The organism is Clostridium sp. MF28 (genome assembly GCF_002969175.1).
In the GTDB taxonomy this organism is placed as follows: Bacteria; Bacillota; Clostridia; order Clostridiales; family Clostridiaceae; genus Clostridium; species Clostridium beijerinckii.
The window spans coordinates 2,051,158-2,077,660 of sequence record NZ_CP014331.1; the positions used below are offsets into that span (position 1 = coordinate 2,051,158).

A 26,503-nucleotide genomic window follows, 5' to 3' on the forward strand; every position below is an offset into this window, starting at 1 on the left:
TAGCAATCTATAATAAAAATAGCCAACACTCAATAAATTAAATATTAAAAATTGCTGGCTTTTATAACTCTATTCAGTTTTAAAGTATTATTAATATCTCATGAGATGATTATACATACATATAAATGATTTGTGTATTATACTAAAGTATAATTTTGATTTAATTTGTAGCATTTTATATTATACCTTTTTCTTTCAATTGATTAATTGCTATTGTTTTGTTTCTCACATTTAACTTGCAATAAACAGATGCAATATGTTTTTTTACAGTAACTAAAGCAATATTTAGTTTATCTGAAATCTCAGATTGCTTATATCCACGATATACCAATTTCATTATCTCAATTTCCCTTGGAGTCAACTCTATTTTTTCTAAATTGCAATATCTTTTTAGATATATCTGATTATATTCTTTGCACTTTGGGATTAAACATTTTACATACGCACTTTCATTTTTAATAGATTCGAGTAATGGCAATATATGTGGGGCTAATTCAACAAAACACATTACAATGTGGTCTTTTTCTGCTAGCTCAATGGCTTTTAGCAGTGACTTTTTAGCGATTTCTTTTCCATATAGCTTGTACTTTGCGATTGAATCAAATATGTATGCATATACTATTCCAAATATACTTTTTTTACCCGTATAAACTTCCAACATAATTTCTACTTGGATTTCTAACTCTATGTAACTCCCCTTAAGTATCATCGCTAAACCTGTTATAACATGGTTCATTCCTATAACAGGCATAATATCTTTTGATTCATGGTTTTCTATATTTTTAATCCACTTATTTAAATTTTCTAAATTACCAGTAATTCCATCAATATATCCTATAGCTATCTGTGAGCCGTTAAGAAAGATTGGAATATTAAGATTTTCATACTCTTTAATCAGATTATAGAAATTATTTTTAACCTCATTTTTATAATTTTTATTCACACAAATCCTTGTTAACAGAAATAATGAACAAATTATTATGCTTGTCTGTTTTTTTGTTTTAGCCTTATGAAATGCCTTATATGCAAACAATTCTCCATTTTTAGAATCTCCTGTTTCATAAAAATATTCAGCCATCATGAGATAATTTGCACCTGCTGCTCCACCATTTGATATATGAATAAAATAATTTATTCCTTGTTGAAAAAATTCAACCAACTCTTTCAAATGACCTACTTTCCTGTGAAATAAGTACAAAAAATGAGGTGATCCAAAAGTTGCTGGCATTTTATTATTTGCTATTCTTGAAACACCTCCTTTAAAGAGCTCGTAAGCATTTTTATGATATTCTATCATTCTCCTAACATTATAAAAGACTAATATGCTCTCTAAAAATGCAATTTCACCTAGTATTTGATTTTTATATTTAAGCTTTTTATCTTCTTTATAGATAGCTTTAGCCTCATACAATAACTTAGCACCAGCTATTCTATTTCCGTAAAGAATATAAAAAAATAAATAAGTTAAATAAGCTATAGGCCTTTTTATCTTCTCACTGATAGTAAGCTCGTTAAAAACTGGTTTTATAATTCCTTTATATAAATTAGTAAGATCTATTGTATAATTTCTCTCTATTAAATCTAGTATACGCTCGTAATTCTTCGCCTTATAATAGTATTCCATTGCATATATGTCATTAAAATTTTTAGCATACCAATCACCACAAATGCTATTTACTTTCATTAAATCTACATTCGATAATGCTAATTCTTCTTCTAATGCATTTTTAAGGATTGAATGTAGTCTATATATTTTTTCCTTCTTATCGTATCTTATAAAGCAATTATTGGAACATACTCTTCTAATTACCTCCTTGGATCTTTCATCTTCCGTAATATACACGGCTTGTTCGATCGTGAAATTCTCAACCAATGCGAGTTTTAATAAAATCTGCTTGGTAACTTCATCAAATTTATCATATACAGCTATTTTAATTAACTCTGTTGCTTTTGGTATATCATCAAATGTATTTTGACTGTAATATTGAATTAACGCAAGATACATAGCCGAAGTCCATCCACCAGTATATTCGTATAGTTCTTTTTTTTCTGCTTCTGTGAGTATTATTCCATTAATCTTAAAGAACTCTATCGTTTCATCAAAGGTGAATGCAATATCCTCCTGACGCATTATCATACATTTTTGCTTTAGCTCAAATTCTACATACTCATTTGCAGGCTTTTTTCGACTTATTATAACTATGTGCAAATTACTTATATCTTCCAATATTATAGCTTTTATTAAATGATTAATATAAACTATTTTTTCTTCATCCCAGTCATCAATAATAATGATGGTTTCTTGCCTTATCTCATTTCTAATTATATCTATTATCTTATAAACATCTTTATTATTATTAGGAACCCCGTAGGCATATAACATTTCACCTAACTTAAAATCGATATTTTTAATCAAATCACAAAATTTTTTCCATATCCACATATCATCAATTTCATCGTTTGTTATATCAAGCCAAATTGTTTGCACTCGTTTATTCTTCTCTATAAAATTTCTAACTGCAATGGATTTTCCGTAACCCATAGATGCTGATATAAAATATACAGGTACTCGAAAAATTTCTAGCAATAGCTTATTAATGCGCTTTCTATATAATAGTTTAGGTCTAAAAATTTCATTTTTCATATATAAGTATCCCTTCATTTAAGCAAATGTATGTGAAAACTACATTAGAATATTTTATCATACTTAAATTCTCATTTCAAATTTAACCTTTACTGTTAAAATTATACTAAACTTCATATAAAAATCTGTTTCGTAGACTGTGTATTTCTAATACTTTCAAAAGTTATCAGCAGATTTAACTTAATTAATAATTTCCCAAAGAAAAATAAAGTTCCAAGTACTTAAACCTGGAACTTTATTAACACTATATTAAAGAGCAACTACTTTATTTAAAAGCATATTATTTCTCTTTATAAATTCATCCATTTCAGCTGCATCTAATTCCTTATTTGCAATTTTAGCTAAATCTAAAATATGCTCACAGATAAATTTAACATCTTCTTTTTTGCTTTCATTCTTAGAAACTTCTAGAAGCCTCTTAATTATTGCACTCTTATTGTTTATAACTAAAGTTTTTTCTTCATCGAACATACCTGGGAAGCTCATTCCTGATTTTGCATACATCTTACTCATTTGAGCCATTCTTCTTGACTCTTCTGAAACTAAAATAAGTGCTGGAATTTCTTCATTCTTCAATCCTTCAATAGACAAATTCTTAATTTTGTCTCCTAATGCAGTTTTAAATAGATCCTCTATTTCCTTATTTAAAGCTTTTATAGTCTCATCATTTTCATCTTCTTTACTTCCTAATGTATCTGAAATATCAGAATCAATTCTATTGAATTTAATTCCTGATTCATGCATTTCCAAGAACGAAATAAAATGATCATCTAGTGAACAATCTAATATAACAGCATCTAAATCATTCTCTTTAAACATCTTTATATATTGAGATTGTTGTTTTTCATCATTAGCATAAAATACCTTGTTTTCATGCTTTTCTTTATTAGCTTCAAGGTAATCCTTTAATGTTACGAATTCACCTTTTAAATTCTTAAAGATTACTATTTCCTTTATCTTATCATAGAATTTCGGATCTCTTAGGCAGCCGTATTTAATAAATATTTGTATATCTGGCCAAAATTTATTGAATTCTTCTCTGCTATTTTTAAACAGGTCAACTAATTTATCTGCTACCTTTTTAACTATATGATTAGATATTTTTGAGACTTCCTTATCATTTTGAAGGAAACTTCTTGATACATTTAAAGGTAGGTCTGGGCAATCAATAGTACCTTTTAAGAGTAATAAGAATTCAGGTATTACTTCTTTAATGTTATCTGCAACGAAGACTTGGTTATTATATAACTTAACTTGACCTTCTGTTGCTTCAAATTCATGAGTTAATTTAGGGAAATATAATATTCCTTTTAAATTAAATGGATAATCTACATTTAAATGAATCCAGAACAATGGTTCATTAAAGTCCATGAATACTTTTCTATAGAAATCCTTATATTCCTCATCTGTACAATCCTTAGGCGCTTTAACCCATAATGGATTTGTATCGTTTAATGGCTTTGGTGCTTCTGGTTCCACTAATTCTTGATATTCAGTTCCATCTTCTTTCTTCTTTGTTTCATATTTAGGTTCTTCTTTTGGCTTATTTTCATCTTCTAAATATATTTCTGTAGGCAAGAAAGAACAGTATTTCTTGATTATTTCTCTTACCTTATATTCTTCCAAAAATTCTGAGCTTTCATCATCTATATATAGAGTTACTGTTGTACCCCTTGTTGTTCTTTCGCTAGAAGATCCAATTTCATATTCTGTTCCACCTGTACATTCCCACTTAACGGCTTCAGAGCCTTCTCTAAATGATAGTGTATCTATTTCTACCTTAGTAGATACCATGAAGGTTGAATAAAATCCAAGCCCGAAGTGACCAATTATATCCTTACCTTCATCCATTTTATCTTTATATTTTTCCATAAAATCCGTTGCTCCAGAAAACGCAACCTGATTTATATATTTTTTAACCTCTTCCTCTGTCATACCAATACCATTGTCTATGAATTTAAGAGTCTTCTTTTCCTTATTTATTGATACAACAACTTTGTATTGCTCATCTCCGTTTGTTGTTGCTTCTCCTATGGAAACTAATCTTTGAAATTTACTAATTGCATCGCATGCATTACTTATAACTTCTCTGATAAATATATCCTTATCAGAGTATAGCCATTTTTTAATAATAGGAAATATGTTTTCTGTGTCAATTGATATGTTACCATTTTCTTTTATCATGATATTACCTCCTGTTATTTTTTCTAGAAAATATTTTAATGCAAAGAATATTTATTGTCAAATTCTTCTTATAACTTTATTTTAAACTTATACATTAATTTAATAAAGAAAGAATATATGCTGTAAAATGTATTTCTCTCACAATAGCCTAAAACTATCATTTTGATATAGTACAACATATATTCTAAATTATATATTAGAAGCAAAATCTTATTATATCTTAAATTTTAACACAACTTCATTAAGCTTTTGAGATAGTTCTGCTTGACTTTGCGAAGATTTTGCAATATCACTAACAGCTAATGTTATTTCACTAATACTATTTAGTACTTCTTCAGAACCTGCACCTGACTCTTCTGCTGTTGCAGATACAGTTTGCATAGCTTGATTTATTTGTTCTATAACTTCATTTATCTGATTAGATGAAGATGCAAATTCTTCAGTCATTTCATTAACAAATTCAGCGTCTTTTTCATATTGAATACCAGTATTCATAAGTAATTCATAGCTTGGCTTTACATTTTGAGCTATATAGTTAAGTATATCTTCTCCACTTTGAGATAAATTTTCAAATGCAGCCTGCACCTGTAAAACCATACCCTGTATACTTGAAACTGCCTCTGATGATTGTTCTGCAAGTTTTCTTACCTCGTCTGCAACCACAGCAAATCCTTTTCCGTTTTCACCAGCTCTTGCTGCTTCAATTGCTGCATTAAGTGCAAGTAAATTAGTTTGTGATGCTATATCTCCTATAGCATTAGCCATCAATTTCACCTCATTTACTACTTTACCATCTTCGATGGCTTTTATAATATTTGCTTTCTTTTCCTCATAAATAATGTTTCCTTGTTCTATATTTTCTGAAGCCTTTTTCTTTATTTCAAGAGAGCGATTCTTTATTTCCCCTACTGAAACAGCCGCATCGTTTGCTCTATTAGCGAGTTCATTTGTTGTCGCTCCAATTTCTTCTGCTGATGCACTTACTTCTTCAGTTATAGCACTCAAATCTTGGGCTCCTTTGGATATTTGTTCAATTGATTCATTCATATCATTCATCTTAGAAGAGACCTCATGTGTTGTAGCTGATAGTTCCTGTCCTGATGAACTTATATCATTGGATCCATCTATTATTACGCTTATTAATCTTCTTATGTTTTCATTAGCTTTATTTAAGGCTCTTGCCATACTGCCAATTTCATCCTTAGAGCTTATCTCTATTTCCTGAGTTAAATCTCCTTCTTCTAAGTGCTGTGCATATAATAATACTTTCTTTAAATTATTTGATATAATTGTAGAAATTATAACTCCTAATAAAACTGCAGTAATAAAACCTAAAATAATTGTTATTACCATCATATAAAAAGACTTATTATTGACATTATTATTTGAAGAACTTTTATCTGATGCTTTCTGTTCAGTAATTTTAACTAATTTATCAATATTATTAGTTAGCTTCTCTCTTATGTTTGCACTTTCTTTGCTAAAACTCATAGCTTCGTCGTACTTTCCATCACTTGCTAGACTTATTATTTTATCAGATGAATTTCTATAATCTGTTAAGTCACTTTTTATCTGTTTATATATTTTATTTTCATCTTCATTCATGTCTGATTGTTCATATATTTTAAGGATCTCATTGTTTTTATCTCTATAACCATCTATATTGCTTATTGTCTGGCTAACTTCACTAAAATCCTTACTGTTTAATAAATTCAAAATTTCTAATCTAGAATGTAATGTATTTGAGTTAAAATCTTGTAGATTTTTTAGCACTTGGAAATCTTTTTCATATAACGCATTAGAATTAGAATTTATTTTACTTACACTAAGTATTCCTATAACTCCAACTACTGCAATAAATATAGATATTATAAAGAAACTGATCTGTAATTTATATTTTATTTTTAAATTATTAAACCATCTCACACCGCTTTCCCCCTTTGTTGATATTTGTAATCAACTAATAATTCTTATTAAAATCTTAACATAATTTACCCATTTTTGCACTTATTTTTTGTATTTTTCACTAAATTCCAAAAATTAATTTGTACAATATTATTTTTTATTAAAACAATTACAAATAATACTATTGACATTAACGCTACGTAAAGGTGTAAATTAATCTTGTAAGGAGGCAATCACATGGAATATACAGTGCAAAAACTAAGCAAACTGGCTGGTATCAGCACAAGAACACTTAGATATTACGATGAGATAGGGATTCTTAAGCCGGCAAGAATTAATTCATCTGGATATCGGATTTATAGCCAAAAAGAAATAGATAGGTTACAACAAATATTATTTTACAAGGAATTAGGAGTAGATCTTGAAAGTATAAAAAGTATGTTGTTATCACCAGCTTTCAATAATACCAATGCACTCAAAGAGCATCGAGAAAAGCTTCTTGCAAAACGCAAACAATTAGATATATTAATAGCTAATGTTGATAAGACACTAGCTTCATCAGAAGGGAGAATTATAATGAGCGATAAAGAAAAATTTGAAGGTTTTAAACAAAAGATGATAGATGAAAATGAAAATAAATATGGTGATGAAATACGTACCAAATATGGTAATGATATTATAAATAAATCAAATAAAAAATTTCAAAGTATGAGTAAAGAACAATATGAAGAATTCGAAAAGTTAGGTATCAAACTTATGGATACACTCAAGGACGCTTTTAAAACTAACGATCCTTCAAGCGAACTTGCACAAAAAGCTGCTGATTTGCACCGCCAATGGTTAACTTATTCTTGGAGCGATTACTCAAAGGAAGCCCATGCAGGTCTTGCCCAAATGTATGTTGATGATGAACGATTTACTGCCTATTATGATAAGGATCAACCTGGTCTGGCCGCTTTTTTAAGAAATGCTATTTTTATATACACTGGAATAAAAAAATAATTTTACAAATTCAAATATATGAGTAACAATATTGTTCAAAAATTAATGGCTGTCGATTTTATCGACAGCCTATTAAATGATTGTACTATATATTATAATTTAATTATTGTTATCTTAATTTATTGAAAATAAAGAGTTTATTGTATTCGGTTTACATATTTCTTACATGTCTTATTTTTTGTTATTTATTCAATACCTTTTCAATAAATACATTTACTAATTCAGGATCAAATTGAATTCCCGAATTTCTTTTTAATTCCTCTATAGCAAATTCTTCTGATAATGCTTTTCTATAAGGACGTTCACTAGTCATAGCATCATATGCATCTACTATAGATATAATTCTAGATTCAAAAGGTATATCTATATCCTTAATGCCTTTTGGATATCCTTCTCCATTCCACATTTCATGATGAGAAAGTACATACTTTGCAATTTCTGACATTTCATTTACTGTACTTAATATCCTATACCCTATTTCTGGATGACGTTTGATTTCATTATACTCATCCTCTGTAAGTCTCCCTGGCTTATTAAGAATATTTTCCTCTATTGCTATTTTGCCTATATCATGTAGCAATCCGGCATTTTTTAATTCTTGGATTTTCCTTTTAGGTACTCCAATATTCTTTCCCATAAGTTCACACAGATTAGCTACTCTCACAGAATGTTGCTCTTCCCTTTTATTTTTCTCATTAAGAGTGTTTATTATTGTATCAATAGTTTTACCTCTCATATTTGAACTCTCAAAAAGCTTTCTCTTATACATATAATCTTCTGCTTTTATAAATATTTCTTGAATCATTTCATCTTCATGACATTTAGTTTCATAACCGAATGAAATAGATATATCCAAACCTTGTATTTCCTCCCGACCTTTAAGTTAAATAAATATTTATGTAATATACTTTATAGCATTTCATCAATTAGTTCTATACGATACCTATTTATGAACTAAGATTTATCTCTTCCTTTATATTTTCTTTATTAATATTAAATTTCCCAACTCTGTCAGGAATACAGCTAAGTATATCATCTAGATCATTTAGTCCCCTTAGTTTCATTATAGTAGTTTCACCATCTCTAATTATTAAAATTGCATCTAGAGATACACTTACCCCTATACATTCGCCAATGTCTACACCTTTCATTCCTTTAAAACCATCACATTTTTCTCCCACTATTCCGCAACTAACCATAACACTTATAATAGGTATAAGAATTACTTCTTCTAAAATAACCGGTTTTCCTATAACTCTTTCTGTTATGAAATGTTTTCCTGATTTAATAAATAAGTCATCTATATCTTCTTTTTTAGCTCTATTATACATATTGTTCCCTCCTAGATTTAATATAAGCTTAGAAGTATTTAATACCTCTATTTTAAATACTTCTATAAAACTATATATATTTCAATTCATAGTACACATTTCATAATTCACCATTACGTCTAAAATTCTCGTAATATTTTTAGAATTATCATGAAGAATTATTTTTGTAATATATATCAGCATTTTAATATTTAGTATAATCGGCTTAAAGATAAGCATTATACACTTAAATAAATATATTAGTAATTATTTCCCAATAACTCAAAATTTAAATCTTCTCTCTGATTAATAAATTTTAAAATATCACTATTTTTAGCTTCTATGACACTCTCATCCTTTGTAAAATTTTAATTCACGAAAAATAAAAAAATATGACTTAGAAGATATATTTTTCTCTAAATATCCTCTAAATCATATTTTATTCTAAACACTTTTTACTTAATTAAATCTAATTTATTATTTTTGGTAAAATTAATATTATCCAATCATAGGTAATTATAATTAATATGGAATCTTATTTTTTAAATAATCAGTAAAACATTTTACTATTTGGGGATCAAATTGAGTCCCAGAGCACCTTTTTAACTCTTTTATAGCTTCTTCTTTGCCTATAGCCTTCTTATACACTCTGTCATTAGTCATAACATCATAAGAATCCGCTACATTAATTATTCTCGCCATTAAAGGAATTTCTTCTCCAACTAATCCTAAAGGATACCCATTTCCATCCCATTTCTCATGATGTGTTAATACACATTTAGCAACATTTCCAAGCTCGCTCGATGCATTTATAATTCTGTATCCTTTTTCTGTATGAGTCTTCATTATTTCAAATTCTTCTTTTGTCAACTTTCCTGGCTTTAATAATATATCTTCATTAACACCTATTTTACCTATATCATGTAAACTTGCAACTAATGCCAACTCATCTAGTTCTGAAATTTTTAACCTCAATTTTTTTCCTATTTCTAAAGCATATTTTGTTACTCTTTCAGTATGCTCATTTGTTTCCATATTTTTCTCTTCTAGACTTTTTTTCAACGAATCCATAATTGAGCTTCTAATACTTTTCTTTTCTAATAATTTTTGTCGATATACTTTTTCTTCTACCTTGTTTATGCAATCGTATATATCTTCCTGTAATGAATATTTTATTCCCTCACCTAATGCAATGCTTAATTGCATAAATTTATAATCTGATTGTTCGCATTTTTTTGTGATTTTTCTAATAACTTTTTCACATTTTGATTCATCACAATTAGGTATAAGAATTATGAATTCATCTCCGCCCCATCTAAATACATATCCATTAGGATGACATATCTCTTTAAGAACTCCAGCTATACTTCTAAGTAAATTATCTCCTTCTAGATGTCCTAAAGTATCATTTACTATTTTAAGCCCGTTTACATCTCCCATTATTATTCCCAATGGCAAATATTGCTCATGGTTTAATTCTTTAATCTTTTCTTCAAAACTATATCTATTATATAAGCCTGTGAGAATATCTATTTCACTTAAATATCGTAATCTTTCCTCTAAGATCTTTCTTTCCGTTATATCTCTAGATAACCCTACCAATCCCCATACTTGTCCATCTTTATCTACAACAGGTATTTTAACATTCTCTTCAATTATTTCTCTACCATTCTCATTTTGTATCCTATGCTCAAAATAAGTAGCCTTTTTTGTTACCATGATTTTATTATCCTGATCAATGAATTTTTTCGCTTCATTGTAGTTACCATATATCTCCAAATCAGTTTTACCTATTATTTCTTCTACGCCTCTCTTTTTATAAAAATCTTCAAACTTCTTATTAAATCCAAGAAATCTGCTTTCCTTATCTTTATAAAAAATAGATTCTGGCACTGCATCAATTATTGTTCTTAATATGTTTTTTTGTTTTTCTATTTCTGCTTCTCTTAATTTTCTATCATTTATATCAATTATAATACCAGCTATGGCTTTAGGCTCTCCATCATTATCTAGTATGGGAAATATAAAACACTCAACACAGTTGTCATTTACTATACCTTCTACAACATAAGTCTTCCTTTTCCTTAGGCACTCATTTATTTGCTCATCATATATTTTTGCTTTCTCTAAAGGAAAAGCCTCTTTATTGGTCTTGCCTTTAACACTTTCCAGTTTTATATTATACATATCTTCATAATACCTATTAAAGAATATTATTGTCGTATCAATTCCTTCAATCCAAACCGGCCAAGGTATATTACTTAAAAATGATTTATATATTTCCCCTAGATACTTTTCTTCCATCGCTTCGGTATTCCCCTTTTATGCTAAGTTTATTATAATTTGATTTTACTATCTCTTAACATAATTGTCTACCGAAGCAATTATTTTCAAATATTAATATCACACTTATTATTTGATAATTTTACCAATTAATGTCACTTTATTTCTATCTAAATTCATTTCCGACTATGTTTTTATATGCTACATATGTTGCATACAGATATCCACCATAAACAATAAGCATCATTAATGCTGTCATTAAAATCGGTTGTATTTTATTGCTAGACCCCAATACCATCAAGTATTTATTTACTACAGTAATTCCAACATATGAATGAACTATTGAAAGAGCTAGAGGCAATACAAAAAATACAGCAACTTGTTTGAATATACTTTTATTAATCATGCTCTTTGTTGCTCCAATCTTTCTTAAAGATCTATACCTTCCTATAGAGTCATTGCACTGAGATAATTGTTGAAGCGCAAGTACCGCTGCACTTGACAATAGAAATACAATGCCCATATACACCGCTACAAATAATATTATTGCAGATAATCCTCTACTATCATCATATGCCATTTCTCTTGTCCCACCATAGAGACTAAAGTTTAAATTTTTATATTCATTTTCATTGAACTTAAAATTATTAAATATAGTAGTTAATTCTTTTTTCGCATCTTCCTTATTATCACCTACAAAATTTAAATCTAGTACCTCATCATATTTATCTATTCCATTTACTAAATCATCTGGTACTACTAAGGTAAACATAGCATCACTTGAAGGCGATGTGGAAATAGCCCCAGTTTCAATTTTTTTATCTTTTATTTCAAATTCCTTATTATATATCTGTAGTGAATTCTCATTTTTAATAAAGCTTTCTAGTAATCCCTTTAAGGGCTCATAATTAGAACACACTAATATCTCATTATCTTTTAAATCTATACTAGATTCACCCTTCAATTTTCTTAATTTATTGTATTCTGAAATTTTAATCATATCTGTAGTATCAAACACTTTAAAATTTAACATTTCTTTTTGATCGCTAGATAGTGCATATTTAGCTAATACATCCCTAGCTCTCATATTATTCTTATATTGTCTAATCACAACATAGTCAGCATTATCATCAACATTATAATTTAGCTGATTTAGTGCATCTAAAACTGAAATTCTATTACTATTATTTTTATCAAATACTTGTACTGATGCATCAAACGGAGTTTGGTTTTTTAATGAGCTTTCTGAAGCATTTTTTACACCCAATCCAGTTGACAAAGTTCCTATAGTAACAAATAACATTAAACAAATTATTGTCATAGAAATAAAATAGTATTAAATTTACTCGAAATTTGTTTTATATTAAAAACATTTAGGCCATTTAGATATAAATTCTTATTTTTTCTAAGTGCAGAAAATGTAACCGATGCGATTCCATAGAAGAAAAATGCTGTTCCAACAATCCCTAATGCTATTGATAATTTAAATCTGCTGTCATCAAAATTCAACCCTGCTAAATTAACAAGATAATAAGCATAACCTAAAACAATAAGTGCAACTATTAATATAAATAGAGCTATATACGGATTTTTAATATTAATTTTTTCATTTTTCCTATCTGCATGCAATAAGTCAATTAATTTATATTTTGAAACTATAATCACATTAAATATCATAACTAATAGGTACATTATCCCAAAATATAATATAGTCTTAAGTATAGCACTTATTGAAATTGAAAAACTATATTTAGTCATTTGCACCGCAAAAAGCTTAGCTGTGAATATAGAAAGAACTTGTGCAAACAACATTCCAAGTAAAAGTCCTGCTGCCAAGGATATTATGCCTATATATAAAGTCTCAAAAAGCAATATCCGTGACATTTTTCTTTTTCCCATTCCTAAAATCATATATACCCCAAATTCTTTTTTTCTTTTACTAATCAAAAATTTTGTGGCATATATTATTAAACCGCCTAATATAACAGAAACGCCAATAGATATAAACGAAATAAGTTGCGCCATCATCTTAACATATTCCGTTTGTCCAGAATTCATATCTGCCATTACTGACTGAGAATCGATTGAATTAAAACTATAGAATATGCATACTGCAAAAGTTAAAGTTAAAAAGTAAATAGTATAATCTTTAAAGCTCTTTTTTACGTTATTAAAAGCAATTCTAGAATACATCTTTTGAATCACCTCCAAGTAGTGTAACAATATCTATTATCTTGTTAAAGAAATCTTTTCTTGAATCTTCGCCTCTTACCAATTCATTAAATATATTTCCATCTTTTATGAATAATATCCTATGTGCATAACTTGCCGTAAACGCATCATGTGTAACCATCAAAATTGTTGCTTCTAATTCTTTATTTAAGGTTTCAATAGAATTTAAAAGTAATTTAGCTGACTTAGAATCCAAAGCCCCTGTAGGTTCGTCTGCCAAAATAAGTTTTGGATTATTAACTATTGCCCTTGCTGATGCTACTCTTTGCTTTTGACCTCCAGACATTTGATAAGGATATTTATCTAATACTTCGAGTATTCCTAAGTTTTTAGCTGAATTCCTTACTAATTCATCGACTTCCTTGCCTTTCTTTCCTGCAATAGTTAATGCTAATGCAATATTTTCATATGCTGTCAATGTATCTAGTAAATTAAAATCCTGAAAAATAAAGCCTAACTTATCTCTTCTGAATCTTTCAAGTTTCTTACTTTTAAGCCTTGTAATATCTTCTCCATCAATCATAATTGATCCGGTAGTCACTTTATCTATTGTAGATATGCAATTCAAAAGCGTAGTCTTCCCACTTCCTGAAGGCCCCATTATACCAACAAATTCACCTTTTTCTACTCTAAAACTTATATTATCAAGTGCCTTTGTGACATTATCTTTATTCCCATAATATTTTTCTACATTTTGAATGTTTAAAATGTTCTCCATAATCTTCCTCCTATTTTTATAGCAACTTTTATAATCGCTATTCAGTCCAAATTTATTTAACCTCATGACTACATTTTAAAGCTTTTGATATTTTTCTCATATTGAAATATCTTTCAGTTAACTTACATTTTCGTAAGATGTAGATAACAATTTGAAATATTAATTGAATTTAATTAAAAACTGCAAATAATGAATATCATTTATAAAACATTTTTATTTCTACTATCAAAAATAGCCTAGGAACCAATCTCCTAGACTTTCTGTCTTATATAATTTAGAAATACATAAAATTCTGATAAACCTATATTAGACTACTCTGGCAATTTACCTACTGAAAAATAATTATGACATTTTGGAATCATTATTTTCTTTCACATGTCTTACTTAAAACTCATAAACCCTCCAATAGGGAATATTATGTTAACTTTAGTTCCTTTGCCAGCTATTGAATCTAAAGTTATCCCGAGTCCTAGCTTTTCACATAGCTTTTTACATAAATACAATCCTATTCCTGTGGACTTTCCATATACTCTTCCATTTTCCCCTGTAAAACCTTTATCAAAGACTCTATTTAAATCATTTTTTGAAATACCTATACCATTATCTTCAATAGTTAATATTATATTCTCTTTACCTTTACTTGTGTAAATTTCCACTTCTCCATTTTTATCTTTACTATATTTTATTGAATTGATAATAATCTGATTTATAATAAACTTTACCCACTTTGGATCCGTAACCACTGCCCCATAAATATTATCAATACTTACTGAAATCTTTTTGCTAATAAAATCACGCCTGTTGTTTCTAATAACCTCCTGAATTATGTTCTTTATTTCAAATTCTTTAACAATATAATCATTCTTAACATCTGTACTTCTCGAGTAATAAAGAGCCTGATTTATATATTCTTCAATTTTCTTAAGTTCATCTTCCAATGGTTTCTTTTCATTAATATTGCTGTTTTCTACAATTAATCGTGCAGATGATATTGGTGTTTTTACCTCATGAACCCAAGTTTCTATGTACTCTCTATACTCCTTTTGAAGATTTTTATAGAAGTTAACATGCTCATGCATATCCCTATTACTATCGCTTAACACTTCATAAATAACTTTTCCTTCATAATAATTTGGACTTTTTATTACTTCAGGTAATAAATACTTTTTATCTAATTTGCCACTAACTCCCACAATATCATCATAGAATTTTTTTTTCGCTATAAACTCAATGATTATATATATTGATAGTGGTAAAAACCAAATAATAAAAACTACAAATAGTATTACAACTGGTGTTTTAGCTATGCTCATTATAGCTGCAAATAAAGAGTATATTATTAGATTAATTATTATGTATGGCAGCTTTGAAATAGAATATTCCTTTATATTCATAGTAATATATAACCAATTCCTCTCTTAGTCTCTATTCCATCTTTAAATCCAATTTCCTGAAGTTTTTTTCTTAATCTAGTAACATTCACCGACAAAGTATTATCGTCAATATAAAGATCCGAATTCCACAAATAATCCATTAGATCTTCTCTGCTAACTATGCACTCTTTATTTTTCATAAGGCAAAGTAATATCCTAAATTCATTCTTAGTAAGATCAATCTTTTCATCTCCAAATATCACGCTTCCATTAGAGACATTTAACTTTAAACCATTGTGTTCAACTATCTCAGAAATTGAATTATTCCCTAGAGTTCTTCTTAATACAGCAGTTATCCTTGCAAGAAGTATTTGCGTATTATAAGGCTTTGTTACAAAATCATCCGCCCCAAGATTCATACTCATAATCTCATCCATCTCGCTATCTCTGCTAGTTACTATTATTATAGGTATATTCTTTTCTTTCCTTATTTCCTTACAGATATAATAGCCATCATAATATGGAAGATTTATATCTAACAGAATTAAATCCGGTTCATCCTTTAGTGCTACTTTTACTATATTTTCAAAATTAGCTGGTGCATAAGCTTCATAACCATATCTTTTTAAAAACTCTACAAGCTCTTTTTTTATATTCTCATTATCTTCTATTATCATGATTTTAGGCATATACATCCTCCTTAAAATTATTGCTTCATCGTTAATTAAATATAATCTGTAAAATACCTTTAATTTATTATCAGATCTTATTTTAGTTATTTCTAATTCTAGCATAAAATTCCTAATAACAAAAATGTATACTAAGCACTAATTTATTTAGTATAGTTTTCATTATTTGCATACAAATAATAGAAGAGAATAATTTAAATGACTAATTTAAATTATTCTCTAAAATTATATCTCTATTCAATTTAAGGTTTTGACTTATCAGAAAAAATACTTGCAAATTTTCTAAAGTTTTAAGTTCATATCTTCACTAGAACTCATAAATCTAGATTTAAAGTTAGACATTTGCAAATCTATTAATTAGGTTATATCTAGTACTCTGTTTTAATTGTTCTAACGCAACACGATATTGTAAAATTTATTATGAAATATGTTGCAGCTATAGCTCCAAACAATAAAAATATCTGAGATGATGAAACAAAACTTCCCATAAGAATCATACCTTTTCCTGTAAATTCTTCTATACCAACAGCCCATAGAAAAGATGTATCTTTTATTACCGTAATTGATTGGGATAGAACTGTTGGAATGCAGCGCCTAAAGCTTTGAGGTAGTATTATATATCTTAATGTTTGGAACTTCGTAAAACCTTGAGAATATGCTGCCTCATATTGACCTCTACTTACAGAATTCATTCCTCCTCTAAATATTTCTGCCATAACCGCCGAAGTAAATAAAGTAAAAGATAAGATTCCTGAATACATCGGTTTTATTGGAACCAAAAACCTAATAGATAATATCCATAGTAAATTAGGCGTATTTCTAAATGTCTCTATATATATTGTTGCAATTCTCCCCATAATTCCCTTAGAGAAATTTCTTGATATGGCAAGAATTATTCCAAAAAACATACTCAATACAATTGATATAATGGCTATAATTAGGGTTAATTTCATTCCTTGTAAAAGAAACATCATATTTGCTTGATTAAATACACTTGACATTATTATAGCCCTCCCTCTGTTGCAACGGATTGTTCTGTTATAGAATCTTCAATATCAACTAATGCTTTCTTTTTCTCTCTAAGTTCAAGCTTTCTTGAAATCATTGCTAATGGATAACACATTATAAAATATAATGCTCCAGTTATAACATACGCTGGTCCATAGTACATATTGGCACTTGACCAAGAGTCAGCTGTATACATTAGATCTCCACCTGCAATCATAGCTAATACTGAAGTATTCTTTATTAGATTTACCAGTTGATTCGCAAGTGGTGGTATTATAATCTTTACAGTTTGAGGTAATATTATATACCTCATAGTTTGAGTATGAGAAAATCCTTGAGATTTTGCAGCCTCAAATTGTCCTTTTGGTATTGATGTTATACCAGTTCTCACAACTTCTGATATATATGCTCCATGGTATACACCTACTCCAAGTATTCCAATTAAAAACACCGGTAATACCACCTTTATATATGGTAATCCATTAAATAGAAAGAATACCTGAATTACAAGAGGTGTATTCTGAATCACCTCTACATATATTCTATTTATTACCTTAAAAATTTTTATTTTGCTTGTAGAAAGTACTCCAAAAATAATTCCAAGCATTAAGGCAAGTATAAGCCCTAGTATTGATACTTCAAGTGTTGTTAAGAATCCCTCAAGAAATATATTAAAATCTTTAAAAAGTGCTTCCCACTTAAATATTGCAAAAGGTCCGTTCATTACTTAATATCCCACTTTGCAATTAATTTATCTATTTCACCTGAACTCTTCATATCATTTATAACTTCATTTACTTCCTTCGCAAGTTCAGTATTATCTTTTTTAGTTGCAATACCATATTCTTGAGGATCATATCTATCATTTAATATTACTGTTGAATCATCAACATAACCATTCAAAATAGATGCATCAACTGCAAAACAATCTATTCTGCCTGAATCTAATGCTGCCTTAAGTTCAGGATATCCACCAAGCTCAGAAAACTTAAGAGTTATTCCTTCCTTTTCTGCTTCTTTTTGAAGCGCAGTTTTAGTTGTAGCACTTTGAGTAACTCCAATAGTCTTTCCATCTAAATCTTTAAGTGAAGACGCACCAAGGCTTTTCTTAACAAGTAATCCAACGCCATCCTTTATATATGGATCTGAAAAATTATAACTCTTTTTTCTTTCATCAGTTATAGTAAATGTAGCAGCAACCATATCTATTTCTCCATTATCAAGAAGTGGTCCTCTTGTTTTAGCTGTAACCCCTTGAAATTCAACTTTACTTTCATCTCCTAATATTTTTTTCGCTATTGCTTTTGATAAATCAATTTCTAAACCTTCCATTTCACCTGTCTGTGGATTTTTGTAACCATATTTAGGTACATCAACTTTTACCCCAACCTTTAATACGCCTCTATCTTTTATTGCTTGTATTTCTTTTGCTTCCGCAGTATTTCCTCCTGTATTTGTTGGTGTTGATGAGCTACATCCAGCCATCATCATACATACACCTAATCCTAACGCTAAAAATAATTTTCTCAATTTCATATATTTATCCCCCTATTTAAATTTTTTTAAAACTTCGTAGAAGTTTTTCATTAATTATGCGTTATACACTGTGAATTATGTTTCTTATCTTATAATTTTATTTAAGAACGCTTTAGCCCTATCATTCTTAGGATTTGAAAAAAATTCTTCCGGATGAGCCTCTTCAATAATCTGTCCTCCATCCATGAATACAATTCTATCCGCAACTTGCTTTGCAAAACCCATTTCATGAGTTACTACAACCATTGTTATATTTTCCTTAGATAATCCTATTAGTACATCCAATACCTCTTGTATCATTTCAGGATCTAACGCCGATGTTGGTTCGTCAAATAACATTATTTTAGGATGCATATTAAGTGCTCTTGCTATCGCTACCCTTTGCTGTTGTCCTCCTGATAATTGATTTGGGTAAGCATCGGCCTTTTCCTTTAATCCCACTTTTTCTAAATACTTCAATCCAGATTCCTCTGCTTCTTTTTTACTTACCTTTTGAAGTTTTATTGGTGCTAAAGTAAGATTCTCAAGCACTGTCATATGCGGATATAAGTTAAATTGTTGAAAAACCATTGCAGTAGATTGTCTAACTTTAGCTAAATCTTTTTTCAGACTTAAATCATATTCGTCTATGACTACTTTCCCAGATGTCGGCTCCTCAAGATAATTCATACATCTAATCAAAGTAGATTTTCCCGATCCACTCGGCCCTATTACGACCAATTTTTCACCTTCATTTATATTTAAATTCACATTTTTCAAAACATGAGTATCTCCAAAGTTCTTGACTATATTCTCTAATTTAATCATTTATTCTCCCCCTATTTTGGCACAATATTAACTCAATAGAAATCAATCAACTTTTGCTTTATTAATTTTTTTCGATGATTATGTTTATCTAATATTTCTATTTCAATAGTAATTTCGACTCTGTAAATTTTAAAATACAAAAAGGAGCCCTGGCATATATACCAAAGCTCCATTGCTTTTTTAAATCTTTATTAAATTATATATTTTTCCATTTCACTAGTCAATGAATTTTAACATACTGTGTTTTCTGTAGTTTTCTGTAGTTTATATATGTGTTAACCTAGAATTTTTATTAATATACCCTCAATAAATTTTTTTGTATTTATTTTTCCTTGACTGTATATTGGATTTTTTAAATGCTTGATTTCCTGTTTAACCTGCTTTATCTCAAAAAGTGATGCTGAATATTCTCTATATATGCTATTATCGCTATCTTCACTTCCCAAACTAGCTATTGAATCCATAGCCTTCATAATAGTTCTTCTTATACGTTGCTCCATAGATCTGCAATTAATAGCTGCTAATGAATCTCCATATAGAACTCGTGCCACATCCATATAAATCTCTTTTAGCTGATAAGGTTTAGATGGATTCATTTTCTTTTTATTAATGATATTCAGTATTACGAGTTTTAATTCTTCTATTCCTGCGGTGCCAATAATGTTAATATCAGAAAATATGCGCAATAGCTTTTCTTCCTGAGAATAAATTTCCGCTTCATTCTCAACTTTTTTATCTTTCTCAATATTGCCCTCAAAAACTACACTTTTAATCATTGATATAGATTTTTCTAATTCAATCTGTTTTTTAGCATTATTAATAATGCTAATTGTTTCAATCATATTAATTGGCTTGTTAATATAGAAAAGTATTCCGCTTTTGTAAGCATTTGAAATCATTTTTCCTTCTTCAACCTGGGATAACATTATGATCTTACCAGTATATCCACTGTTAAATGTCCTTTTCACAATTTCAATTCCATCTACTTCTGGTAGTAGCAAATCAATTAATACGATATCAGGTTTTAATTTCATTATTTGATCTTTGGCATCTTTTCCTGTCGTTAAAATGGATAATACTTTTCCAAAGTTATTTTTTTTAATTGCTTGCTCTAATATTTTACATACTGCCATATCATCATCAATAATAACAAACGTTGTTTCCATAAATAGCCCCCTTATTATGAAAATAATTTATATACTAGATAACGGTATTTTCACTAAAAACTTAGTGCCCCTATCAATATCACTTTCAACTTCTATACTTCCTCCCAAATTCTCTAAAAGATTTTTTACATGACATAACCCAATCCCCGTAGACATCGCCCCTGTCTCCTCATTGAATTTTGTTGAAAATCCTATATTAAATATATACGGAAGTACATCTTTATCAATACCTGTCCCATTATCTGAAACATCAAGTAGTAATTCTTTTTGCGAAATTTCCCCAATAACATTTATCATATTATCGCCACTGCATGCCTCAATTGCGTTAATAATTAAATTATTTAGAATAGCAAATATATCATAATATCTTTTTATCGAATAATCTTCTTCTAGCTTGAATTTTATAAATATATTAGAATTTACATTATCTATTTGTCTTTTTGTATTATCAGATATTATGCAGAAAATCTCTGACATAGACATGTACTCCGCCTTCTCAACATTTTGTACTAATTGATTGATTCCTCTAAGAACCCGGTCATTATTTTTACGGATTTCATGAGCATTTTGTGCAAGTGATAACGCCTTAACTGAAAATTCTTCTTTATCCTTATTCATTTCATACAAATTGTAAGCTTCCCTCATTATAGTATTTAAATCATTTGTTGATTTTTGTAAATAAAAAGCCTCCGCATATATTTTTGACACCATTAAATTTAATTCAGCATAACGTTTTTGATGCTCTAGTGTCTTAATATATAATTTTTGATATTTATATATTAAAAAAGCTGAACATTGTATAAATGCTCTAACAAGTGCTGTTACTATAATAACTTTTATAGTTGATATAGAAAACATATTTCTAACAAGTATTTCTGCTGTGTTGCATATTATATCAAAGCTTATTAATGACAAGTATAAATGTATTATAGACTTATTCCTCCTAGTTAGTGGAAATATAGTTCCTAAAATACCATAAATAATATAAAAAATAGCTGCCGGCATAAACTGCATTATAATATCATTTGAATAGTTAGAAGATGACATTAATAATCCAATGCTACGAATAGAGGCAGTTATAGTTCCTGCGATTATTCCAATTAAAACAGGATATATATTTTCCGATGTAGAAAATATAAGCCCAATTACAATGACTCCAACTCCCAAAACAAACCTGCTATTAAATGGATAAATATATATTTGCGCAAAAATACTTATCAAAACAGAAAATAATACACTATTCTTTAAACAAATCTTAGTTCTCTCTGTCATTTTAATTTTATACATCATTATATTTGTTCCTTCACCATATAAGAAAATCCATTATTGTTCTATAATTTATTTATAGAAAATAATACGCTTAGATTATCATCAAGTCAATTCAAGTTTTTACGAATTAAAATATTAATCTTAAAATTGCTATTGAAATAACTCCTGTTAATACTGTTAATAATAAATTATTTTTCTTAAGAGCAATCAGTATTGTTGGTATTGTAGCAAGCAATTCTGGAGATTTTCCTTGAAGTAAAAATTTATTATCGGTAATAAAAAGTTCTGCCACTATTAATGAAGCTAGTATAGATATAGGTATATATGTCAAAAACTCTTCCACTTTCTTATTTAATTTTATCTTTGATAATATAGTTATTGGTAAAACTCTCGGCAACATAGTTACAATACAACCACCTATGATAACACTCCATACATAAGAATTCATTCTTTAATCACCACCCCAATTAAAGCACCAGCAATTGCTGATATAATAATGCCAATACTAGTAGATACATATATTGCACTTACTATTAACACTATGGAAGATACAATAATAATTATTAAAGCTTTTCTTATCTTTACATTTCCTTTTACAGATGAAATTAGCAATCCTATAAACATGGCTGTTAATGCAAAGTCTAACCCTAAAGCCTTATAATCTGGAATAAAACCGCCAATAAGAACGCCAATTCCTGTTGCAAGAATCCAATTTATATATGCAGTAATGTTTAAACCCGTAATCCATAAATTATTAATTTTCTTATTCCTCAACCCCTCTGCTGATGCAACTACAAAAGTTTCATCTGTTAAAAGCATCCCTATAAAAAAGTTTTTTAAGACTGAATTTTCTTTGAAATATGGAGCTACTGACGCACTCATAAACAAATGTCTAAAGTTAACAAAGAAAATAGTAAATATTATACTAGGTATTGGTGAGGATGATAAAATCATACTCGAAGCTATAAATTGCGATGATCCTCCATATATAAAAGCACTCATCCCCATTGCTTCCCAAACTGTCAAACCACAAGATTTACTCAAAATTCCACATGCAAGCCCTAAACTTATGTACCCAAATATAGTTGGAATACAGTCTTTCACTCCCTGAATAAAATAATACGAGTTGTTTTTATTCTTTATTTCTAAAGAATCATTTGGTATTTTCCCCAATTCCATAAAATGCCCCCTTGATACTTTTTGTATAAAACCGTAATATATATTATATACATTGTACGTTATACTTTATATTATGCTATATCTTACATTTGTACTTTATATTTGTCAAGGAGTGAAAATATGAATTTAAATAATATTATTGCTGGGAATTTGAAAAGATTAAGAAATGAAAGACAATTAAGCTTAAGCAAACTTTCTGATATTTGTGGTGTCAGTAAAGTAATGCTAGGGCAAATCGAACGTGGTGAATCTAATCCAACTATTAATACAATATGGAAGATTGCTGGTGGACTTAGGGTTCCATATACATCCCTTATTGATGAGCCAATAAAAAATGATATTTTAATAAAAAAAGAAGATTCTAAGCACCAAGAATCTCCTGATAATAAATATAGAGTTTATTGCTATTTTGCAAGCAATTCAAATAGGAATTTTGAACTTTTTACTGTAGAACTAGATGGCAATAGCACATATGAATCCAATTCCCATGGCGAAAAGACTCAAGAATATATAATAGTTTATGATGGTGAGTTATCTTTAAATGTGGATAATATAACTTATATCCTAACTCCTGGTGATTCCATAGTGTTTGATTCATCCAAGCCACATTCATATATAAATCTGTACAGCACTACTATACGAATGACTATAATTAATAACTATTTAATATAGTTATTAATTATAAAAATACCTAATACTACTTATTTAATAAATGTCAGTAACCTGTCAAATATAAGTTTTCTTACCCCCTGTGGATGCTTAGCCTTTATCATAGCATACCCTATTGATATAATAGATGCTTCAGATGAAAATGCTATAAATTTTGAATCCCAAGCCGATGGATTATATTTCTTCTTATAATCATATAATGCCTTAAATCCATAAAAGGAATTCATATATTTATACATAAATTTAAAAATCTTATGTATAATTATCCCCTCCACACAACTATTCCCCTGAATATCTGCAAGAGGCGCTAATCCTAAACTAACTTCTTTAACCTCATCTTCTTTTAAAATTTTGCACATATCTATAGTTAACTTCTCCATAATCCCAAGTGGAGCATCCTTACTCCTTCTTGTTATATCAACAAAATACCCTCTATTTGACTCATATGGAAAACACACTACAAAACCTAATATGTCCCCTTCTTGATTAGACGCTATAAAATACCTTCTATCAAATGGTTCATCAAACGATACAGTTCCTAACATAAATGAAAGTTCCCCACTTTTTTTCATAGCTAGCCATTCATTAGAAATATCCATTATTTGTTCCTCAATTTGATGATTTCGTTCAATAAGCGGCTTATATTCCGTTGTTTTAACGCCTAGTTTGTCCATTTTATTATTTGCCCATCTAATTTTTGAAGTTTTAGAACCACTTATCGTATATGTATCCAAGTAGATAATAGCTTCTTTCCCATATTCTTGCACAATAAAACCAGCATTCTTCAGAGCCTTTATGCACTTTTTAGAAACTTGACAAAAACAAATTGACAGTGAATTATCTGAACAAAAATTCTTGAATTCTGATAAAATATTCTCAATTTCTTTATCACTACATATCGGTTCCCCTGCTACAATTGCTATATTATTAACTACAGTATATCCGATAACACCTTCACAGAATCTAGGAAAAAAATATTGCTTATCATCTTCCAAAATTATTGCCGATACGGGATTTGTTGAAAATTTCCTTAATAAGTCTTGAACCTTTAATTTATCCTCATATGTATGCTCTATTCTCAGGTTCTTTGGCTTTAATGTTAACTTTATAATTATCAGAAATAAACATAAATTTATAAGCATATTTATATCATTAAATCTACTTATAAAAATCACATTTAATATAATATTGACAGCAAACAAAAAACAGGCTAGGCCAATCCCTATTTTCAATCTTATAAAGTGAGATTTTGCTTTAAACCATTTGCGCTGGATTATTAAAGATAATAATATATAGCTTAGTAAAAATATGTCGAATTCAAAGTATGTATCTCCCATAAGATTTGCTACTACCAGCAGCGATAAAATTATTATATTAACTATCAATGCCCATCTAAACCGTTGAAGCAATCCCTTTATAAGAAACCCAAACGAAATTATCAATAAAACTAAATTAATTATATATATATAACTAATTTTTGATGATCTGCCATGATCATTAATATAGCCTAGTAAATCACATATTTCACTAATGGTCAAAATAATCATTAATGAAATAACAGAAAGAATATGGTATTTTTTATATTTCATGTTTCCTCCAAGTATCTTTTTATAAAATATATTATCTGCATTAATTATTTTTCAAAATAATATGAATGCTAGCATATGGACATGTTGTATTATATAGTTTATATTATATTGTATAATACTATATAATGACAATATAAATTATAATTCTATTTTTATACCAATTATATACGCTTTTTATTTAATTAAATTAACAAAGTAAATATAAAGGAGTTTGCAATGTTTTTGTATTGTTTAAATCTTTCGTTATCCCTTGACACTTTTCTCACGAATTTCGTAACAAATTATAATGATTACACTTACCTATTTCTATTTACCATTGTATTTTGTGAAACTGGTCTTTTTATGGCGCCATTTCTCCCTGAGGAATCATTATTATTCGTTGCTGGAACATTAGCTTCAAAAGGACTATTAGATATTTTAAAAATAACGTTATTATTAACTATTGCGAACATAATCGGTGAATGTGTAAATTATTATATTGGCAAAAAGTTCGGCATTAAAATTTTCAAAAGTAATAATTCTATAATTTTTAATAAGAAACATATAACTAGAGCACAAAATTTTTATAACACTCATGGTGGAAAAACAATAATTATCGCTAAATTTATTCCGATAATACGTACCTTTATTCCATTTCTTGCCGGAACAGCAAATGTTAAGTTTATAAGCTTTATATCATATAACATGCTTGGAGGCATACCTTGGGTAGTTTTATTTATAATTGGTGGCTATCTTTTTGGAAATATACCTTTCGTTTCAAATAATTTCGAACTTGTCATATTGCTTATAATTTTCATTTCTGTATCCCCCAGCTTAATTGCTGCACTTTTAAAGAATATTAAAAGAAAATAGCTATAAACATAAAAGCTTATAGCCACTTTCTTCCAGTGTTCTTATTAAAATTCTTTATAATACATAGCTTTATAAATAATAAAAGAAC

The 26,503-nt window shown here is 28.5% G+C and carries 22 protein-coding genes and 1 pseudogene; 3 read left to right on the forward strand and 20 right to left on the reverse strand.

Annotated features, from left to right (window positions below; genetic code table 11):
* Positions 1 to 175 precede the first annotated feature (175 nt).
* The 3 genes from AXY43_RS09150 to AXY43_RS09160 all read right to left on the reverse strand — a co-directional run bounded on the left by AXY43_RS09150 (position 176) and on the right by AXY43_RS09160 (position 6,754).
* On the reverse strand, positions 176 to 2,644 hold the full coding sequence (locus AXY43_RS09150; RefSeq protein ID WP_105411438.1) for a helix-turn-helix transcriptional regulator: 2,469 nt from the start codon (positions 2,642 to 2,644) through the stop codon (positions 176 to 178).
* A gap of 249 nt (positions 2,645 to 2,893) precedes the next feature.
* A complete protein-coding gene (gene htpG / locus AXY43_RS09155) occupies positions 2,894 to 4,828 on the reverse strand; it encodes a molecular chaperone HtpG (RefSeq protein ID WP_039768338.1) in 1,935 nt (644 codons plus the stop codon).
* 213 nt (positions 4,829 to 5,041) lie between these two features.
* On the reverse strand, positions 5,042 to 6,754 hold the full coding sequence (locus tag AXY43_RS09160) for a methyl-accepting chemotaxis protein (protein WP_039768340.1): 1,713 nt from the start codon (positions 6,752 to 6,754) through the stop codon (positions 5,042 to 5,044).
* A 216-nt stretch (positions 6,755 to 6,970) separates the two neighbouring features.
* Here AXY43_RS09160 and AXY43_RS09165 point away from each other — a divergent pair, with 216 nt between their 5' ends.
* Positions 6,971 to 7,735: a MerR family transcriptional regulator gene (locus AXY43_RS09165; protein WP_023973144.1), complete on the forward strand. Its 765-nt coding sequence runs from the start codon at positions 6,971 to 6,973 to the stop codon at positions 7,733 to 7,735.
* Positions 7,736 to 7,916: 181 nt separating this feature from the next.
* Here the strand turns inward: AXY43_RS09165 and AXY43_RS09170 are convergent.
* The 16 genes and pseudogenes from AXY43_RS09170 to AXY43_RS09240 all read right to left on the reverse strand — a co-directional run.
* A pseudogene (locus AXY43_RS09170) lies at positions 7,917 to 8,609 on the reverse strand (HD-GYP domain-containing protein); the annotation flags it as partial.
* 73 nt (positions 8,610 to 8,682) lie between these two features.
* Entirely contained in the window at positions 8,683 to 9,066 is a 384-nt protein-coding gene (locus tag AXY43_RS09175) for a GerW family sporulation protein (RefSeq protein ID WP_012060321.1), read from the reverse strand.
* A 501-nt stretch (positions 9,067 to 9,567) separates the two neighbouring features.
* Positions 9,568 to 11,349, reverse strand: coding sequence for a sensor domain-containing diguanylate cyclase/phosphohydrolase (locus tag AXY43_RS09180; protein ID WP_039768342.1), 1,782 nt, complete (start codon positions 11,347 to 11,349; stop codon positions 9,568 to 9,570).
* Positions 11,350 to 11,494: 145 nt separating this feature from the next.
* Positions 11,495 to 12,649 carry an ABC transporter permease gene (locus tag AXY43_RS27830; protein WP_243099197.1) on the reverse strand — a complete coding sequence of 385 codons (1,155 nt, stop codon included), beginning with the start codon at positions 12,647 to 12,649 and terminating at the stop codon, positions 11,495 to 11,497.
* Positions 12,646 to 13,521: an FtsX-like permease family protein gene (locus tag AXY43_RS27835; protein WP_243099198.1), complete on the reverse strand. Its 876-nt coding sequence runs from the start codon at positions 13,519 to 13,521 to the stop codon at positions 12,646 to 12,648. The genes AXY43_RS27830 and AXY43_RS27835 overlap by 4 nt, the downstream gene beginning before the upstream one ends.
* Entirely contained in the window at positions 13,511 to 14,278 is a 768-nt protein-coding gene (locus AXY43_RS09190; protein ID WP_017211416.1) for an ABC transporter ATP-binding protein, read from the reverse strand. Before AXY43_RS09190 ends, AXY43_RS27835 begins: the two co-directional genes overlap by 11 nt.
* Before the next feature lie 380 nt (positions 14,279 to 14,658).
* Positions 14,659 to 15,672, reverse strand: a complete 1,014-nt coding sequence (locus AXY43_RS09195; RefSeq protein WP_023973147.1) for a sensor histidine kinase — start codon at positions 15,670 to 15,672, stop codon at positions 14,659 to 14,661.
* Positions 15,669 to 16,340 carry a response regulator transcription factor gene (locus AXY43_RS09200; RefSeq protein WP_012060326.1) on the reverse strand — a complete coding sequence of 224 codons (672 nt, stop codon included), beginning with the start codon at positions 16,338 to 16,340 and terminating at the stop codon, positions 15,669 to 15,671. Before AXY43_RS09200 ends, AXY43_RS09195 begins: the two co-directional genes overlap by 4 nt.
* A gap of 368 nt (positions 16,341 to 16,708) precedes the next feature.
* Complete coding sequence (locus tag AXY43_RS09205) at positions 16,709 to 17,341, reverse strand: amino acid ABC transporter permease (protein ID WP_012060327.1); 633 nt, start codon at positions 17,339 to 17,341, stop codon at positions 16,709 to 16,711.
* Positions 17,342 to 17,343: 2 nt separating this feature from the next.
* Positions 17,344 to 18,072, reverse strand: coding sequence for an amino acid ABC transporter permease (locus AXY43_RS09210; protein ID WP_012060328.1), 729 nt, complete (start codon positions 18,070 to 18,072; stop codon positions 17,344 to 17,346).
* On the reverse strand, positions 18,072 to 18,884 hold the full coding sequence (locus AXY43_RS09215) for a transporter substrate-binding domain-containing protein (protein ID WP_105411439.1): 813 nt from the start codon (positions 18,882 to 18,884) through the stop codon (positions 18,072 to 18,074). The genes AXY43_RS09210 and AXY43_RS09215 overlap by 1 nt, the downstream gene beginning before the upstream one ends.
* Before the next feature lie 84 nt (positions 18,885 to 18,968).
* A complete protein-coding gene (locus AXY43_RS09220; protein WP_012060330.1) occupies positions 18,969 to 19,691 on the reverse strand; it encodes an amino acid ABC transporter ATP-binding protein in 723 nt (240 codons plus the stop codon).
* A gap of 275 nt (positions 19,692 to 19,966) precedes the next feature.
* Complete coding sequence (locus AXY43_RS09225) at positions 19,967 to 20,857, reverse strand: response regulator (protein WP_023973149.1); 891 nt, start codon at positions 20,855 to 20,857, stop codon at positions 19,967 to 19,969.
* Between the two features lie 27 nt (positions 20,858 to 20,884).
* Complete coding sequence (locus tag AXY43_RS09230; protein ID WP_241414913.1) at positions 20,885 to 22,129, reverse strand: sensor histidine kinase; 1,245 nt, start codon at positions 22,127 to 22,129, stop codon at positions 20,885 to 20,887.
* 124 nt (positions 22,130 to 22,253) lie between these two features.
* Entirely contained in the window at positions 22,254 to 22,574 is a 321-nt protein-coding gene (locus tag AXY43_RS09235) for an AzlD domain-containing protein (protein ID WP_012060333.1), read from the reverse strand.
* Positions 22,571 to 23,305 carry an AzlC family ABC transporter permease gene (locus AXY43_RS09240; protein ID WP_105411441.1) on the reverse strand — a complete coding sequence of 245 codons (735 nt, stop codon included), beginning with the start codon at positions 23,303 to 23,305 and terminating at the stop codon, positions 22,571 to 22,573. The genes AXY43_RS09235 and AXY43_RS09240 overlap by 4 nt, the downstream gene beginning before the upstream one ends.
* A gap of 120 nt (positions 23,306 to 23,425) precedes the next feature.
* Here AXY43_RS09240 and AXY43_RS09245 point away from each other — a divergent pair, with 120 nt between their 5' ends.
* On the forward strand, positions 23,426 to 23,977 hold the full coding sequence (locus AXY43_RS09245; protein ID WP_087701091.1) for a helix-turn-helix domain-containing protein: 552 nt from the start codon (positions 23,426 to 23,428) through the stop codon (positions 23,975 to 23,977).
* A gap of 29 nt (positions 23,978 to 24,006) precedes the next feature.
* On the opposite strand, the gene AXY43_RS09250 is transcribed toward AXY43_RS09245, so the two are convergent.
* Positions 24,007 to 25,563 carry a bifunctional lysylphosphatidylglycerol flippase/synthetase MprF gene (locus AXY43_RS09250; RefSeq protein ID WP_023973153.1) on the reverse strand — a complete coding sequence of 519 codons (1,557 nt, stop codon included), beginning with the start codon at positions 25,561 to 25,563 and terminating at the stop codon, positions 24,007 to 24,009.
* Positions 25,564 to 25,779: 216 nt separating this feature from the next.
* On the opposite strand from AXY43_RS09250, the gene AXY43_RS09255 reads away from it, so the two are divergent.
* Positions 25,780 to 26,415, forward strand: a complete 636-nt coding sequence (locus AXY43_RS09255; protein WP_023973154.1) for a VTT domain-containing protein — start codon at positions 25,780 to 25,782, stop codon at positions 26,413 to 26,415.
* Positions 26,416 to 26,503: the final 88 nt, after the last annotated feature.

What these genes read in the sequence shown, in the direction of transcription:
- AXY43_RS09150 (WP_105411438.1), bottom strand. Translation starts at nt 2,644, where the DNA reads ATGAAAAATGAAATTTTTAGACCTAAACTATTATATAGAAAGCGCATT.
- htpG (WP_039768338.1), bottom strand. Translation starts at nt 4,828, where the DNA reads ATGATAAAAGAAAATGGTAACATATCAATTGACACAGAAAACATATTT.
- AXY43_RS09165 (WP_023973144.1), top strand. Translation starts at nt 6,971, where the DNA reads ATGGAATATACAGTGCAAAAACTAAGCAAACTGGCTGGTATCAGCACA.
- AXY43_RS09175 (WP_012060321.1), bottom strand. Translation starts at nt 9,066, where the DNA reads ATGTATAATAGAGCTAAAAAAGAAGATATAGATGACTTATTTATTAAA.
- AXY43_RS09180 (WP_039768342.1), bottom strand. Translation starts at nt 11,349, where the DNA reads ATGGAAGAAAAGTATCTAGGGGAAATATATAAATCATTTTTAAGTAAT.
- AXY43_RS27830 (WP_243099197.1), bottom strand. Translation starts at nt 12,649, where the DNA reads ATGACAATAATTTGTTTAATGTTATTTGTTACTATAGGAACTTTGTCA.
- AXY43_RS27835 (WP_243099198.1), bottom strand. Translation starts at nt 13,521, where the DNA reads ATGTATTCTAGAATTGCTTTTAATAACGTAAAAAAGAGCTTTAAAGAT.
- AXY43_RS09190 (WP_017211416.1), bottom strand. Translation starts at nt 14,278, where the DNA reads ATGGAGAACATTTTAAACATTCAAAATGTAGAAAAATATTATGGGAAT.
- AXY43_RS09195 (WP_023973147.1), bottom strand. Translation starts at nt 15,672, where the DNA reads ATGAATATAAAGGAATATTCTATTTCAAAGCTGCCATACATAATAATT.
- AXY43_RS09200 (WP_012060326.1), bottom strand. Translation starts at nt 16,340, where the DNA reads ATGCCTAAAATCATGATAATAGAAGATAATGAGAATATAAAAAAAGAG.
- AXY43_RS09205 (WP_012060327.1), bottom strand. Translation starts at nt 17,341, where the DNA reads ATGTCAAGTGTATTTAATCAAGCAAATATGATGTTTCTTTTACAAGGA.
- AXY43_RS09210 (WP_012060328.1), bottom strand. Translation starts at nt 18,072, where the DNA reads ATGAACGGACCTTTTGCAATATTTAAGTGGGAAGCACTTTTTAAAGAT.
- AXY43_RS09215 (WP_105411439.1), bottom strand. Translation starts at nt 18,884, where the DNA reads ATGAAATTGAGAAAATTATTTTTAGCGTTAGGATTAGGTGTATGTATG.
- AXY43_RS09220 (WP_012060330.1), bottom strand. Translation starts at nt 19,691, where the DNA reads ATGATTAAATTAGAGAATATAGTCAAGAACTTTGGAGATACTCATGTT.
- AXY43_RS09225 (WP_023973149.1), bottom strand. Translation starts at nt 20,857, where the DNA reads ATGGAAACAACGTTTGTTATTATTGATGATGATATGGCAGTATGTAAA.
- AXY43_RS09230 (WP_241414913.1), bottom strand. Translation starts at nt 22,129, where the DNA reads ATGACAGAGAGAACTAAGATTTGTTTAAAGAATAGTGTATTATTTTCT.
- AXY43_RS09235 (WP_012060333.1), bottom strand. Translation starts at nt 22,574, where the DNA reads ATGAATTCTTATGTATGGAGTGTTATCATAGGTGGTTGTATTGTAACT.
- AXY43_RS09240 (WP_105411441.1), bottom strand. Translation starts at nt 23,305, where the DNA reads ATGGAATTGGGGAAAATACCAAATGATTCTTTAGAAATAAAGAATAAA.
- AXY43_RS09245 (WP_087701091.1), top strand. Translation starts at nt 23,426, where the DNA reads ATGAATTTAAATAATATTATTGCTGGGAATTTGAAAAGATTAAGAAAT.
- AXY43_RS09250 (WP_023973153.1), bottom strand. Translation starts at nt 25,563, where the DNA reads ATGAAATATAAAAAATACCATATTCTTTCTGTTATTTCATTAATGATT.
- AXY43_RS09255 (WP_023973154.1), top strand. Translation starts at nt 25,780, where the DNA reads ATGTTTTTGTATTGTTTAAATCTTTCGTTATCCCTTGACACTTTTCTC.